Genomic DNA, 14,061 nt, shown 5'->3' with positions numbered 1-14,061 from the left:
GGTGAGGCGACGGGCGGGCGGGGGTCACTCGCTGTAGAAGTCGTCCGCGTTCGATGCGTCGACGGGGTTGTACGTCAGCACGATGTCGTCGACGGTCTCGCCATTGGCGGCCTGCAGCAGCAGCGTGACGTTGGCCTCGGCGATCTCCCTCGCGGTGATCGCGTAGCCGAACCGCCACACGGTGTCGGGGAGCTTGATGACATCCAGCGTCTCATCGGTGGCGTCGAGAGCCCCGAAGGCGTACGCGGGGTCGTCGGCGGCGACACCCGAGTCCATCACGGCCTGATAGGCGCCCAGCAGCACACCGTCGGTCGGGCTGAGCCAGACCTTGGTGTCGGGCTCGGCGACCATCTGGCTCTGCGCGGTCGAGTAGCCCTCGTCGCGCGTCTGCGCGTCGATCTCGGCGAGCGAGACGCCCCCGTCGACGAGCTCGTTGAGCGCGTCGCGCATCCCCTCGACGATGCCGCGGTTGCGGTCGGAGACCTGCTCGCCCATGATCACGACGGGAACGTCGGTCTCACCGGCCATGTTCTCGTTGATCCACTCGGCGGCGGCCTGGCCGAGGGTGTAGCCGTCGGCGTGATAGTCCGACGAGAGGCTTCCGGTCGTGCCCTCCCACGTGTTGGCGTAGCCGACGACCGGGATGCCGGCCGCGATCGCCTCCGCGGTCACCGGGATGATGGCGTCGGCCTGCACGGGGAAGCCCATGATCGCCTTGACGTCGCCGCGCTGGATCCAGGCCTGCCAGTCGGCGATCTGCTTCTGCACGTCCCACTGCGGGTCGTCGCTGAGGAACTCGTAGCCGGCCTCTTCGACCAGCTCCTTCATGTAGACGAGCTCGTCGTTCCAGATCGGCACGTCGAGGCCGCCGAAGCTCATGGCCAGCGCGCCCTTCGACTCGCCGGTGGTCGAGGCAGCATCGGGTTCGTTCGCGGTGGTGCCGGAGCAGCCGCCCAGCATCAGGGCCGTGGCCACGGCGGCGGCGACGACCGCTGCGCCGCGGATCGGGATGGTTCGCATGTGGTGCTTCCTTTCGTCGGGTACTGCGGTGTGATGGTGCATTCGGGAGGAGGTGCGGGTCAGGCGGAGAAGTCGACGACCGTGCGACCGCCGGTGTGGGTCGGCAGGTCGAAGAGGGCCTGAACGGTCCGGGAGTGCGGAATGCGGCGACCGACGAGCCGGTCGAGGTCGAGCCGGCCGGAGCGGTACAGCCCGACGATGCGCGGGAAGTCGATCTGGATGTTGGACGAGCCGTAGTTGCACCCGAGGATGCGCTGGTTCATCGCGACGATCGGCCAGGTGGGGATGGGCGCGGTCGCGTCGCGGCGCGGCATCCCGACGAGCACGGATGCCCCGCCCTGACGCACGAGCGACGGCAGCAGCGCCGCCGTGCCTGGGCGCCCGATCGCATCGAAGGCGTAGTCGACCCCGCCGCCGGAGATCTCCTGCACCCGCTCGACGAGGTCGGGGTCGTTCGCGTCGAGCGCGTGCGTCGCCCCCAGATCCAGAGCCAGGTCGAGCTGGGTCTCGCTGACGTCGACAGCGATGATCGTCTCGGCGTGCACGAGGCCGAGGCTCATCAGGATCGCCTGGCCGACCCCACCGCACCCGGCCACGAGCGCCCGCTGCCCGATCGGCATCGCCGCCGTATTGACGACCGCGCCGTACCCGGTGAGGATCGAGCAGCCGATCAGGGCGGCGACGTCGGCGGGGAAGTCGGCGGGGATCTTCACGACCGACCGCCGACCGGCCAGCACGTACTCCGAGAAGGTGCCGACGCCCAGGTACGGCCGCACGTCACGGCCGTCCGGGGCGGTCAGCGGCGTCTGCCCGTCGGGGGCGCCGTTGACGACGGTGCTGCTGCGGCTGCACAGCCAGGTCTCCCCCTCGATGCAGGCGGGGCAGCCGCCGCACGTGGCGAACCAGCTGAGCAGCACGTGGTCGCCGACCTCGAGGTCGGTGACGTCGGGGCCGACCTGCGCCACGACACCGGTGCCCTCGTGACCGAGTGCGAGACGGTGGTCGTACGGCCAGTCGCCGTTGACGACGTGCAGATCCGAGTGGCACACGCCGGCAGCGGTCATGCGCAGCAGCACTTCGCTGCCGCGGGGCTCGCGGACCGTCACCGTGCCGAAGTACGGCTCGGTCCCGGGGCCGTCGAACAGCACGGCGGTGGATTCGATGCTCATCTCGCTGCTCCCGGTCTCAGATGTGCGCACTGGTGACGTGCTTGATGCGGGTGTAGTCCTCGAGCCCGAAGTAGCTGAGGTCCTTGCCGAAGCCCGAGTGCTTGAAGCCGCCGTGCGGAGTCTCGGTCGCGATGATCTGGTGGCAGTTGATCCACACGGTGCCGAAGTCGAGCCCGACGCTGAGCCGCGTGGCGCGTCCGTGATCGCGCGTCCACACGCTCGAGGCGAGCGCGAGATCCACGCCGTTGGCCAGCGCCAGCGCCTCGTCCTCGGTCTGGAAGGTCTGCACCGTGAGCACGGGACCGAAGATCTCGGTCTGCACGACCTCGTCGTCCTGTCGCACGCCGGTGACGATGGTCGGCGCGACGAAGAATCCGGCGCCCTCCAGAACGCCGCCGGTGCGCACCGTCACGTGGGCGGGGAGCCGCTCGAGCACCCCGCGGATGCGGCCGAACTGCGCGTCGCTGTTCACCGGACCGAAGAAGGCCTCGTCGGCGGGCGCCCCCGTGGGCAGCGCGTGGGCCTGCGCGACGAGCCGCTCGGTGAGCTCCTCCGCGACGTCGGCGTGGACGATCACGCGCGTCGCCGCCGTGCAGTCCTGGCCCGCGTTGAAGAACGCCGCGGAGGCGATGCCGGCGGCCGCGGCGGCGAGGTCGGCATCCGCGAAGACGAGACACGGCGCCTTGCCGCCGAGTTCGAGGTGCACCCGCTTCAGGTCTGCGGCCGCGGCCGCCATCACCTGCGAGCCGGCGCGTGTGCTGCCGGTGATGGCGACCATGTCGGCCTCGGGATGCGTCGACATCCGCGAGCCCACCTCGCGCGCCCCGCACACGACGTTGAGCACTCCGGCGGGGAGCACGTCGGCGGCGAGTCGGGCCAGCAGCACGGTCGTCGCCGGTGTGGTCTCGGCCGGCTTGAGCACAACGGTGTTGCCCGCGGCCAGAGCCGGGGCGATCTTCCAGATCGCCATCATGAACGGGTAGTTCCAGGGTGTGACCTGTGCGATCACGCCGACGGGCTCGCGGCGGATCGAGCTGGTGTAGCCCTCGGTGTACTCGGTCTGCGCGAGTCCCACGGTGACCCGCGCGGCACCCGCGAAGAAGCGGATGATGTCAGCGCCCTTGCTCACCTCCAGCGGCCCCGTGAACTCGTGGCGCTTGCCGGTCAGACGCACCTCGAGCTCGGTGATCTCATCGACGTGCTCGTCGATCAGATCGGCGAGGGCGAGAAGCGCCGTGGCGCGCTGCTGCGGCGTGGTGCGGCTCCAGCCGGCGAAGGCGCGGCGGGCGGCGGCGAACGCCTCGTCGACCTCGGCGGGCGTGCTCTCGGGCGCCGTTCCCACCTGGGTGCCCGTCGCCGGGTCGACGAGCGCCAGCCGCTCGCCGCGCGATGGGCTCAGCTTCCCGTCGATGACGTTGTGCACGGTCAGCTCGATGGCCATGTCGTTCTCCTTGCTGCCTGCGGCGTTCATGCGACCCGCACCGCTCCGGTGTCGTGCACGAGGTGGCCGCCGATGATGGTGGCGCCCACCGTCACCTCGCCGATGCGCTCGGGCGAGACGGCGAGAAGGTCGTCGCTGAGCACCGCGAGGTCGGCGAGCATCCCCCGGGCGATGGTCCCCTTCATCCGCTCCTCCCGTGCCGCGTAGGCCGAGCCGTAGGTGTAGGCCCGCAGCGCCTGGAGCGGGGTGATCGCCTCGGCGGGGCCGATGGGCCGGCCCTGCTCCGTGCGCCGGTTGACCATCGCCGAGATGCTCGCGATGGGGTCGGCGCCCACGATCGGCGCATCCGTCGAGCCCGGCAGCTCGATGCCGCGCTCGAGCCAGCTGGCCATGCGGTAGAGCAGATCCGCACGGTCCTCGCCGACGGCGGCGAGCAGGCCGTCTCCGGTCTCGGAGAGGAAGGTGCCCTGCGGGTCGGGGATCAGCCCGAGCGCGGCGACCCGGTCGAGCTGGTCGGGCCGCGAGATGCCGCAGTGCTCGATGCGGTGCCTCGGGTCATGGCGGGGGAAGAGGCGCTGTGCTTCGTCGACGGCGTCCATCACGACATCCAGCGCCCTGTCGCCGATGGCGTGCGTCGCGACCTGCCAGCCGTTGCGGTGCGCCGCGATGATGAGCTCGCCGAGCTCCCGCTCATCCTGGATGAGCAGGCCCGTGTTTCCGGGCGAGTCGTGGAAGTCGCAGCACACGGCCGCCGTGCGCCCGATCAGCGAGCCGTCGCTGAGCACCTTGACACCGCTGATGCGCAGGCGGTCGTCTCCGAATCCGCTGCGGATGCCGAGATCGAGCCCCCAGCCGGTGTCGCCGCCGCCGATGTCGCCGAGGTCGTGCAGCGCGCGCACATAGGGCATCACCGACAGCCGCACACGGATGTCTCCCGCGTCGATGCCGTCTTGATAGGCCCTGATCTCGATCGGCGTGCGGCCGATCTGGCCGGGCACGCCGATGCCGGGCTCGGTGATGCTCGTGATGCCCAGCCGCACCAGATCTCGGGAGGCGAGCACCGAGCCTCGGCGGTGCCTGGCCAGCGGAACGGGAAGGAAGAGCTCGCTCACGAGCTCCTGCGCACGCTCCTGCAGGAGGCCCGTGGGAAGCCCCTCGGCGTCGAGTTCGACGAGGCCCCCGTCGACCGCCGGCATCGAGCGCAGATCGAATCCGCCGACGGCGAAGGCCGCCGAGTTGGCCACGCCCATGTGACCGGAGGTGTGCTCGAGGTAGACCGGATTGTGCGGGGCGACGGCGTCGAGCATGCGCCGCGTCGGATGCGCGCCGATCTTGTTCTGGTCGTACCCGGCTCCGAGGATCCACTCCCCCGGCGTCGCATCGGCGACGGCGGCGGCGACCGCGGAGTACAGCGCGTCGAGGTCTGCGCAGGCCGCGGCCGACACGTCGACCTGCAGCAGGCGGTGGCCGTAGAGGCTGAAGTGCAGATGCGCGTCGTGGAAGCCGGGCACCGCGGGCGCGCCCCCCAGATCCATCCGGCGCGCGGCGGTCACGCCGTCGAGCTGCTCGTCGATGCCCACGACGCGCCCCGCGAACACGCCGAGCCGCGTCGCCCAGGGCCGTCGGGGGTCACCCGTCCAGATCCTGCCGTTTTCGATGAGGGCGTCGAGCTCCATGCCTGCCGTTCTGTGAAGTGCGCTGTGTCGCGGCGTTCGCCGTCCCTTCACAGTGGGGCACACGCGCATATGTGGCAAATGCAATTTGGTACGTCATGTATGTTCTGTGTGCATGATGGACCTTCGCGTTTTCGCCTCGTTCGTCGCCGTCGTCGAGGAGGGTTCGATCTCGGCGGGCGCCAGACGTGCCAGCATCACGCAGCCGGCGATGAGCAGACAGATCGCCGGTCTCGAGAGGGACCTCGGCGTGGCCCTGTTCGTGCGCGGCTCCGGGGGCCTGCGCACGACGACGGCGGGCAGCAGATTTTACGAGCGCGTAACAGACCTGCTGAGCCTCGCCGAGAACATCATCGGCCGCACCAAGCAGGAGGGCACCCAGACCGTGGCGGCACTGCACGTCATCGCACCCCCTGCCACGATCGACTCCGGCATCGTGCCGTTCCTGGTCTCGCGCGGCGAGGGCGGCCCGACTCTCGACTGCGAGCCCGCCGACCCCTTCCGCGTCTTCGACATCGCACAGGCCCGAGGGGCCGATCTCGCGCTGTCGACCAGGACTCCGCCCCCGATGTGGCGGCACAGCAAGCTCAGCGACGGCGTCGTGCGCGCCCACGTTCCCCGCAGCCACTCCCTGGCGGGCCGCGGATTCGTCGCGATCGAAGAGCTCCTCGACGAGCCGCTGATCGTGCTCACGCCGAACAACGCCGCCCGACGCATCGTCGACGACGCCCTGTCGAGCCTGGATCGCCCGTTCGAGTTCAGCCAGGTCGTGCGCCACCCCGCCATCGGCGCGGCGATGGCGGCGGCGGGGCGCGGCATCGCACTGTTGACCGACGACGCGCTCCGCGGCACCGTGGCCATCCCGGTCATCGGCCCCGCGGGGCCGCTCCTGGTGCCCGTCAACGCCGCCTGGAGTCCCACGAACCCCCGGCGAGACGAGATCGAGGCGCTGGTGGGCGAGCTGACCCGCTTTCTCGATCTGCGCCGCAACCACAATCTCGACCGCGTCATGTGAGCGGTCGCCGCCGGCGCGGTCAGGGGATGAGCAGGATCTTCAGGCTCACCGAGCGGCGGTCGACCAGGTCGGCGAGGGCCTGGGCTCCCTCTGCCAGCGGTCGGCGGTCGAACAGCAGCGCGAGCGAGGCGTCGTCGTCTGGCAGCAGCCCGTCGGCGAGAAGCCCCAGCGCGGCCGCGAAGTCCTCGTGGGTGTACATGTGCGAGCCGGTGATCGTCCGCTCCTGCCGCTGCAGCAGCATCCCCCCGAACGCGAGCTCGGGTGCCGCCACGCCCACGAGCACGAGGGTGCCGCCCGCCACCACCGTCGCCAGCAGCGACGGGCCGACCGCGCCCCCCACGCAGTCGAAGACGACGTCGTGCGGCGCGCTCGGGATGGCGGCGGCCACCCGAACGCCGAAGTGCGACACGACCTGCTGGCGCGCGGGAACCGGTTCGATGAGGGTGACGTCCGCGGCCCCGCGGGCGCGGGCGGTCAGGGCGACGAGCAGTCCGATCGGCCCACCCCCCACGACGAGCACGTGGGCGCCGTCCAGGCGCCCGGCACGCCCGACGGCGTGGTAGGCCACCGCGAGGGGTTCGACGATGGGCGCCACCGTCGAAGAGACGGCGTCGGGGATGGCCACGAGCGAGGTCGTGGGAACACGCACCTCTTCGGCGGCGCCGCCGTCGATCTGTCCTCCGATCAGGCGCATCCGGTCGCACAGCCGCGGGTGGCCCGCGGTGCACGCCGTGCATTCGCCGCATCCGATCTGCGGCAGGACGGCCACCCGTCTGCCGAGCAGCCCCTCCGCACCGCCACCCTCGGCCACGACCGATCCGACGATCTCGTGCCCAGGGACCAGCGGCGGCGTGATCACCGGGTGCTTGCCGGTGAACATGCTCGCGTCCGACCCGCACAGCCCGCACGACTCGACGCGCACGATCGCCTCGCCCGGCGAGGGCGAGGGCGACGGCACCGATTCGATCTCGGCTCGCCCCGGCGCGGTGATGCGCAGGCGGCGCATCACCGGGCCACGGCCGCTCGCCTCACTCAAAGACGACCTCAGGCTTTCGCACGCGGTCGGCCTCCTGCTGCGCTTCGAGCTCCCGCCGCATGTCCGCCTCGCCCCACAGCGGAACCCGCGGTCCGGCAGACGGATGCTGCGCGGCGCGCTCGACGACGACGGCGATGCCGGCAGCATCCAGTCCGTAGTAGCGGTAGAGGTGGGTGGGCGGCCCGAAGATCGCGAAGTCGCGCAGACCGTGGCGATGCACCGGAACGGCGACGCCGTGCTCGGAGAGCGCCGTGATGACGCTCGTGCCGAGTCCGCCGTCGACCATGTGGTCTTCGACCACCACGACGACCTCGTGCGCGGCGGCGAGCGCGGCGATCTGCTCGGCCGGGAACGGGCGGATCGTGTGCACGTCGACCACCGTCGGCTCCGCGATGTGCGCGGCGCGCAGCGCATCGGCCGCATCGCGCGCGGCGTGCACGGTGATGCCCGTTGCGACCACGAGCACCCCCGAGCCCCTGCGCACCGTCGCCGCCTCGCCGAAGACGACCTCGCCCTGCGACTCGTAGACGTCGGGCCCGCTCGCCCCTCGACCGAGGCGGAGGTAGACCGGTCCGCTCGCATCGACCGTGGCCCGCACGAGCGCCTCGGTGGCGGTGTGATCGGCCGGGGAGAGCACCGTGAGGTTCGGGATCGACCTCAGCGCGCCGATGTCTTCGATCGCGTGATGCGACGAGCCGAAGTAGCCCATCGACACCCCGGTGTGGGTGCCGATGATGCGCACCGGCAGGTTCGTGTAGGCGGCGTCGTTGCGGATGACGTCGAGGCTCTGCAGGCTCGCGAAGGCCGAGAAGGTCGACACGTACGGCAGCGCGCCGCACGAGGCGAGTCCCGCGGCGATGCCGAGCATGTTGCGCTCCGCGATGCCGGCCTGCACGAAGCGGTCGGGGTGGCGCTCTGCGAAGTCGGCGAGGAACGTCGACCACGTCAGGTCGGCGCTTCCTGCCATGATGCGCGGGTCGTCGTCGGCGAGGTCGGCGAGGATCGTCCCGATCGAGCGCGACGGATACCCGGCCTTGCCCTCGTGATCGAAGGAGACGGGATCCTGCAGGATCGTGGGCTGTCGCAGCAGTGTCATCTCAGTTGCCTCCGGTCGACGCGACGGTCAGGAGTGCGGCATCCAGGTCCGCGCCGCCGAGATATCCGATGTGCCATTCGGCCATGCCCTCGATGGGCGGGACGCCCTTGCCCGCCACCGTGTCGGCGAGGATCACGGTGGGACGCCCGCCGTCGGAGTGCCGCTGCGCGAAGCGGCCGAGGGCGCCGTCGATCGCGTCGAAGTCGTGCCCGTCGATGCGCTCGACCTCCCAGCCGAAGGCCGCCCACTTGTCGCCGAGCGGCTCGTAGTCGAGAACCTCGCGCGTCGTGCCGTCGACGCACACGGTGTTCACGTCGACGATCGCGACCAGGCCCGACAGTCGGTTCGCGCCGGCGAAGCCGGCCGCTTCCCAGATCTGACCCTCGTTGAGCTCGCCGTCGCCGAGGATGGCGACCGTCCGCGCCCCGTCTGCGCGGAGGCGGGCGTGCAGCGCCATGCCGACCGCGACCGAGAGGCCGTGGCCCAGGGCGCCCGCCGAGAAGTCGACCCCCGGCACCTTCTTCATGTCGGGGTGGTCTCCGAACGCCGTTCCGAGGCGGGTGTAGGTGCGCAGCAGATCGGCGGCGAAGAAGCCCCGCTGCGCGAGCACGGCGTACAGCGCCGAGCAGGCGTGCCCCTTGCTGAGCACGAGGCGGTCTCGCCAGGCCGCATCGGGGTCGGCGGGGTCGACGCGCAGCAGGTCGGTGTAGAGGGCGACCAGCAGGTCGGTGCACGAGAGGCTCGGGCCGTAATGGCCGCTGCCGGCGATCTCGGCCTCGAGCAGCACCGTGCGGCGCACCTGCGCGGCGAGCTCTTCTCGGGTGGGTGCCGCCGTCGCGGATTCGATCGACATGGTCATGCCCTACCTTCCTGTCCAGCGGGGGGCGCGCTTCTCGACGAAGGCGCGCACTCCCTCTTGTGCATCGTGCGAGCGCAGCAGCGTCGCGTCTTCTTCGCGGATGCGGTCCCAATCGGCGCTGTCGCGCTCGGCGTCGCCGTGGTCGATCCCCAGGAGCGTGCGCTTGCTCGCCCGCACCGACAACGGCGAGTTGGCGTTGATCTCGTCGGCGAGGGCGAGGGCCGCCTCGAGCGCGTGGCCGTCGGCGACGACCCGGTTGACCAGGCCCAGCTCGAGAGCGCGAGACGCCGGGATCGCGGCTCCGGTGTAGAGCATCTCCGCGGCGAGCTTGGGCGGGATCTGTCGGCCGATGCGGAATGCGCCGCCGGCAGCGGCCATCTTGCCCACCCGCGCCTCGGGAAAGCCGAAGGTCGCGCTCTGAGAGGCGACGGCGAGATCGCAGTGCAGCACGATCTCGAACCCGCCGCCCAGGGCGAAGCCGTCCACCGCGGCGATGACGGGCTTGGCGATGTCGAGGCGGACGAACCCCGCGAACCCGAGGTGCTCCCGATCCGGATCGTGCACGACCTCGCCGGCGAACACGGCCTTGAGGTCGGCTCCCGCGCTGAAGGCGCGGTCGCCCGCTCCGGTGAGTACGACCGTCCAGATCTCGGGGTCGTCGTCGGCGGCGATCACGGCGTCGGCGAGCGCCCGCGCGACGCGCGAGTCGATCGCATTGCGCACCTCGGGTCGATTGATCGTGATGATCCTGGTGCGCCCCTCGGTGCGGGTGAGGACGACCTCGGCGTCTGCTCCCTGCGTCGTGTCAGCCACGGAACACCTTCCTCTCGATGAGCGCGTCGATCTGCTCGGCATCGAGCCCGCCGAACTCCTCGGCGATGCGTCGCGTGTGCGCACCCAGCAGCGGCGGCGCCTCGAAGCGCTCGACGGACTGGTTGGAGAATCGGATCGGCGGGGCCACGAGCGTCACCTCCCCCGCGGTCGGATGCTCGACCGTGCGGAACATCCGGTTGTGCACCACCTGGGGGTCGTTCGGCACGTCGGCGAACTCGTTCACCGGCGCGCACCACACATCGTGACCGAGCAGCTCGTCGAGCAGCTCGTCGCGGTCCCACAGCGCGATCTTGGCGTCGAGGAGCGGCTTGACGAGATCGCGCCCCTCCATGACGTTCTTGGACTCCTCGTCCATCAGCTCGGGGATCTGCAGGATTCCCGCGAGGAGCTTCAGCGGATTCATCGCGATGGCGATGTAGCCGTTGCGTGCGCGGTAGATGCCGTAGGGCGCACCCGTGAAGGCGTTGCCCGCGCCGGCCGCCGGACGCTGGGGCTTCTCGGCGCTGCTGATCGTCGCGACGAACTCCTGCGTCTGGAAGGCGATGACGCTGTTGAGCAGCGACACGTCCACGCGCTGGCCGATGCCGGTCCTGCCGCGCTCGATCAGCGCGGCGAGGGTGCCGTAGATGATGTGGAAGCTCGCCGCCACGTCGGCCGCGCTGACTCCGACCGCGACGGGGGGATCCTCGGCGTTGCCCTGCAGCATGGGGAGCCCGGCCACCGACTGGGCCAGCAGGTCCTGTCCTGGCCGCGTCGCGTACGGACCGTCGACGCCGAAGCCCGAGGAGGCGACGTAGACGAGCCCTGGGTTGTCGACTCGCGACGCCTCGTAGCCGATCCCCAGCCGGTCCATCACCCCTGGGCGGAAGTTCTCGACGACCACGTCGGCGCGGCGGATGATGCTGCGGGCGAGCTCCAGCCCCTCCGGCGACTTCAGGTCGAGCGCGATCGACTCCTTGTTGCGGTTGAACGCGAGGAAGCTGACCGACTCGCCGCCGGGGTAGGCGTTGAGCATGGCGTAGGAGCGGGTCCAGTCGCCGCCCAGGGGCTCCACCTTGATGATGCGGGCACCGAGGTCTGCCATCGCCTGGGTGGCGAAGGGCCCCTGCAGCAGCTGCGAGAAATCGGCGACGAGCACACCGTCGAGCGGGCCCGTCACGGTCGCCGTCCCCGGGCCGTCATGTGATGCGTCGTCATCGTGCCTCCATTGCCACTCGCGTCTCGATTCGAGTCCTGACACGAAATGGTTACGTATTCATCGGGGATTGTCAACCGGATGCCGCTGCACGTCCGAGTGGACGGCGACACCTCGAATACGCAACCATCGACGCGGGGACCACGCGAAGGAGAGCCCGATGAGCCCGAGGCCGCACGGAGTGACCAGCATCGACGTCGCCAAGGCGGCCGGCGTCTCGCAGACGACCGTCTCGCGCGTGCTCAACGGGCATCCCGCCGTCTCCGACAAGATGCGCGAACGCGTGCTGACCGCGATCGACGGACTGCGCTACCGACCCAATCTCAGCGCGAGGAGCCTCGTCACCAGCCGCACCAACACGATCGGCGTCGTGCTCGGCGAGCTCACCAACAGCTACTACGCCGAGCTGCTCAACACGATCAGCGCGGAGCTGGCCGCCGCCGGCTACCGCACCCTCATCGTCAGCGATCGGGCGGGCGGCGCCGAGAACCTGGCGTCGACGCTGTGGGAGACCAGCGTCGACGGCGTCATCGTCACCACGACGCTGCTCCCCTCGGAGGAGATGTCGCCCATCCTGTCGCTCGGCGTGCCGATGGTGACGATGGGCCCCGACTTCGAGGCCCGCGTCGACTCCCTCACCCCCGACAACTCCGAGGGCGGTCGGCTGGCGGCCCGCCACCTCCTCGACCTCGGGCACCGCCGCATCGGGGTCGTCACCGGCCCGCTCGACGCGGGATCGGTGCGCGATCGCCACCGAGGGTTCCTCGAGGAGTTCGCCGCGCGCGATGTGCGGCTCGACGACGATCTCGTGCAGGGCGCCGACCTCACCTACGAGCGCGCCTACACCGCCGCGCACGCACTGCTCTCGCTCCCCGATCGCCCGACGGCGCTGTTCTGCCACAACGATCTGATGGCGTTCGCCGCCCTCAACGCGGCGACGGGCCTGGGCATCGAGGTGCCGGGCGAGGTCTCCATCCTCGGCTTCGACGACGTGCGCGCCTCCGCGTGGGAGTCGTTCCGCCTGACCACCGTGCGTCAGCCGATCCGTGACATGGCCCTCGGCGCCGTGCGGATGCTGCTCGACCGGTTCGCCGACCCCGACGGCGATGCCGTTCACGTCGTGCTCCCGTGCGAACTGGTCGAGCGGGCGACGACCCGCGCTCTCGCGGCGGGGTGAACCGACCGCATCCGCGGAAAAGGGTCTCGCCATCGTTCGGCGATGCGCGTATGGTGGTTACGCAACCACAAATGGTTACGTAACCAAATCGCGGTCGGCACCGACGCCCCGCGCAACCGATGTCACAAAGGAGTGTCATGGCACATCAGTCAGATATCGACCAGCTCGGGCTCGACTCCCGCGCGCAGCGCCGCCGAGCCATCATCGGCAGCTCCGTCGGAACGGTGATCGAGTGGTACGACTTCACGCTCTACGGCCTCGCCGCCGCGCTCGTGTTCGCTCCGCTGTTCTTCCCGGGGGCGGGTCAGCTCGCCGGCGTGCTCGGGTCGTTCGCGACCTTCGCCGTCGGGTTCGGCGCGCGCCCCATCGGCGGTCTGATCTTCGCGCACTTCGGCGACAGGGTCGGCCGCAAGGCGACGCTCCTGGTGACCCTGCTCATGATGGGCACCGCCACGACGCTGATCGGACTGCTGCCGACCGCCGAGACGATCGGGGTCTGGGCGCCGATCGCCCTCATCGTGCTGCGCATCTTCCAGGGCGCGGGCGCCGGCGCCGAGTTCGCCGGTGCGATGACGATGGCCAGCGAGTCGTCTGCTGACGAGCACCGTGCCTTCACGGCCGGCTTCCCCGGCGCCGCCGTCTACCTCGGCATGGCGCTGGCGACGACCGCCTTCGCCCTGGTGAGCATGCTGCCACAGGAGCTGTTCCTGGCATGGGGATGGCGCATCCCGTTCATCGCCAGTATCGTCATCGTCGCCTTCGCGCTCTATTTCCGGCTGCGGGTGAAGGAGACGGCGGCGTTCGAGGCGATCGACAGGGAGGGCGAGGTGCGCCGCGCGCCGCTGGTCATCGCGGTGCGCGAGCACTGGCGGTTCCTGCTGTCGGGCATGGCGATCTTCGCGTTCGCGCTGCCGTGGTCGTACATGGTCGGCACGTTCTCGCTCTCGTATGTGACGGGCACGCTCGCCGTCGAATCGACGCCGGTGCTCGTGGGCCTGCTGATCGCCCAGCTGCTGACGATCCCCGCGACTCTGCTGTTCGGCCGTCTCGCAGACCGGGTCGGCCGCAAGCCGGTGCTCATCGGCGCGGCGGTGTTCGCGATCGCCTTCGCCTTCCCGATGTTCCTGCTGTTCCAGACTCAGAACATCCTGCTCATCGTCCTGGCGATCGTGCTCGGGATGGTCGTCGTGCAGGGTGCGACGATCGGCGTGTCGGCCGCGATGCTCGCAGAGCTGTTCCCGACCGCCATGCGCTGGAGCGGCATCGCGATCTCGCGTGAGATCCCGGTCGCACTCGTCGGAGGAACCACCCCGCTCATCGCGACGGCGCTGGTCGCCGCCGGGAACGGCCCGTGGCTGGTCGGCGGCTTCCTGCTGGTGCTGAGCGTGATCGGCCTGATCGGCATCATGACGCTGCCCGAGACGCTGCGCCGCCCCCCGGCGGCCGCTGATGTCGAGGCCGTCACGTCGGAGCGGGTCCCCGCCTCCTGAGACACCGGAAGACACAGGAGGGGCCCGCGCCTGCGGGCCCCTCCTGCATGTCGTCG

Annotated in this window: 12 protein-coding genes; 3 read left to right on the top strand and 9 right to left on the bottom strand. The window is 70.6% G+C overall.

The features are described 5' to 3' along the window. Positions 1–24: 24 nt before the first annotated feature. From OAW74_RS09330 to OAW74_RS09315, 4 genes are read right to left on the bottom strand one after another with little or no spacing between them, the layout of a single operon-like run. Positions 25–1,020 carry a sugar ABC transporter substrate-binding protein gene (locus OAW74_RS09330; protein WP_262874088.1) on the bottom strand — a complete coding sequence of 332 codons (996 nt, stop codon included), beginning with the start codon at positions 1,018–1,020 and terminating at the stop codon, positions 25–27. A 59-nt stretch (positions 1,021–1,079) separates the two neighbouring features. Continuing rightward, entirely contained in the window at positions 1,080–2,189 is a 1,110-nt protein-coding gene (locus tag OAW74_RS09325) for an alcohol dehydrogenase catalytic domain-containing protein (protein ID WP_262874087.1), read from the bottom strand. 16 nt (positions 2,190–2,205) lie between these two features. Further along, entirely contained in the window at positions 2,206–3,630 is a 1,425-nt protein-coding gene (locus tag OAW74_RS09320) for an aminobutyraldehyde dehydrogenase (RefSeq protein ID WP_262874086.1), read from the bottom strand. Between the two features lie 26 nt (positions 3,631–3,656). Then, the gene (locus OAW74_RS09315; protein ID WP_262874085.1) at positions 3,657–5,306 is read right to left on the bottom strand and encodes an amidohydrolase; all 1,650 of its coding nucleotides are present in this window, start codon (positions 5,304–5,306) and stop codon (positions 3,657–3,659) included. Positions 5,307–5,418: 112 nt separating this feature from the next. Here OAW74_RS09315 and OAW74_RS09310 point away from each other — a divergent pair, with 112 nt between their 5' ends. Continuing rightward, a complete protein-coding gene (locus OAW74_RS09310; RefSeq protein WP_262874084.1) occupies positions 5,419–6,318 on the top strand; it encodes a LysR family transcriptional regulator in 900 nt (299 codons plus the stop codon). Between the two features lie 19 nt (positions 6,319–6,337). Here the strand turns inward: OAW74_RS09310 and OAW74_RS09305 are convergent, their stop codons facing one another. From OAW74_RS09305 to OAW74_RS09285, 5 genes are read right to left on the bottom strand one after another with little or no spacing between them, the layout of a single operon-like run. Further along, on the bottom strand, positions 6,338–7,354 hold the full coding sequence (locus OAW74_RS09305; protein WP_262874083.1) for a zinc-dependent alcohol dehydrogenase: 1,017 nt from the start codon (positions 7,352–7,354) through the stop codon (positions 6,338–6,340). Further along, on the bottom strand, positions 7,347–8,450 hold the full coding sequence (locus OAW74_RS09300) for a transketolase family protein (RefSeq protein WP_262874082.1): 1,104 nt from the start codon (positions 8,448–8,450) through the stop codon (positions 7,347–7,349). The genes OAW74_RS09305 and OAW74_RS09300 overlap by 8 nt, the downstream gene beginning before the upstream one ends. A gap of 1 nt (position 8,451) precedes the next feature. Further along, the gene (locus OAW74_RS09295; protein WP_262874081.1) at positions 8,452–9,303 is read right to left on the bottom strand and encodes a transketolase; all 852 of its coding nucleotides are present in this window, start codon (positions 9,301–9,303) and stop codon (positions 8,452–8,454) included. Between the two features lie 9 nt (positions 9,304–9,312). Beyond that, a complete protein-coding gene (locus OAW74_RS09290) occupies positions 9,313–10,122 on the bottom strand; it encodes an enoyl-CoA hydratase-related protein (protein WP_262874080.1) in 810 nt (269 codons plus the stop codon). Further along, a complete protein-coding gene (locus OAW74_RS09285) occupies positions 10,115–11,302 on the bottom strand; it encodes a CaiB/BaiF CoA transferase family protein (RefSeq protein ID WP_262874079.1) in 1,188 nt (395 codons plus the stop codon). Before OAW74_RS09285 ends, OAW74_RS09290 begins: the two co-directional genes overlap by 8 nt. A gap of 196 nt (positions 11,303–11,498) precedes the next feature. Here OAW74_RS09285 and OAW74_RS09280 point away from each other — a divergent pair, with 196 nt between their 5' ends. Both OAW74_RS09280 and OAW74_RS09275 read left to right on the top strand, forming a co-directional pair. Then, entirely contained in the window at positions 11,499–12,515 is a 1,017-nt protein-coding gene (locus OAW74_RS09280) for a LacI family DNA-binding transcriptional regulator (protein WP_262874078.1), read from the top strand. A 137-nt stretch (positions 12,516–12,652) separates the two neighbouring features. Further along, positions 12,653–14,005 (top strand): MFS transporter, encoded by a 1,353-nt coding sequence (locus OAW74_RS09275; RefSeq protein ID WP_262874077.1) that lies wholly within the window; start codon positions 12,653–12,655, stop codon positions 14,003–14,005. Positions 14,006–14,061 lie beyond the last annotated feature (56 nt).

The sequence above is a fragment of the Microbacterium fluvii genome (genome assembly GCF_025515205.1).
Lineage (GTDB): Bacteria > Actinomycetota > Actinomycetes > Actinomycetales > Microbacteriaceae > Microbacterium > Microbacterium fluvii.
Note: the sequence above shows the minus strand (reverse complement) of the source record. Positions and strands in the feature narration are given on the sequence as shown.

Bases quoted from the DNA above. Each gene is read 5' to 3' on its own strand.
- OAW74_RS09330 (WP_262874088.1), bottom strand. From the start codon at position 1,020: ATGCGAACCATCCCGATCCGCGGCGCAGCGGTCGTCGCCGCCGCCGTG.
- OAW74_RS09325 (WP_262874087.1), bottom strand. From the start codon at position 2,189: ATGAGCATCGAATCCACCGCCGTGCTGTTCGACGGCCCCGGGACCGAG.
- OAW74_RS09320 (WP_262874086.1), bottom strand. From the start codon at position 3,630: ATGGCCATCGAGCTGACCGTGCACAACGTCATCGACGGGAAGCTGAGC.
- OAW74_RS09315 (WP_262874085.1), bottom strand. From the start codon at position 5,306: ATGGAGCTCGACGCCCTCATCGAAAACGGCAGGATCTGGACGGGTGAC.
- OAW74_RS09310 (WP_262874084.1), top strand. From the start codon at position 5,419: ATGATGGACCTTCGCGTTTTCGCCTCGTTCGTCGCCGTCGTCGAGGAG.
- OAW74_RS09300 (WP_262874082.1), bottom strand. From the start codon at position 8,450: ATGACACTGCTGCGACAGCCCACGATCCTGCAGGATCCCGTCTCCTTC.
- OAW74_RS09295 (WP_262874081.1), bottom strand. From the start codon at position 9,303: ATGTCGATCGAATCCGCGACGGCGGCACCCACCCGAGAAGAGCTCGCC.
- OAW74_RS09280 (WP_262874078.1), top strand. From the start codon at position 11,499: ATGAGCCCGAGGCCGCACGGAGTGACCAGCATCGACGTCGCCAAGGCG.
- OAW74_RS09275 (WP_262874077.1), top strand. From the start codon at position 12,653: ATGGCACATCAGTCAGATATCGACCAGCTCGGGCTCGACTCCCGCGCG.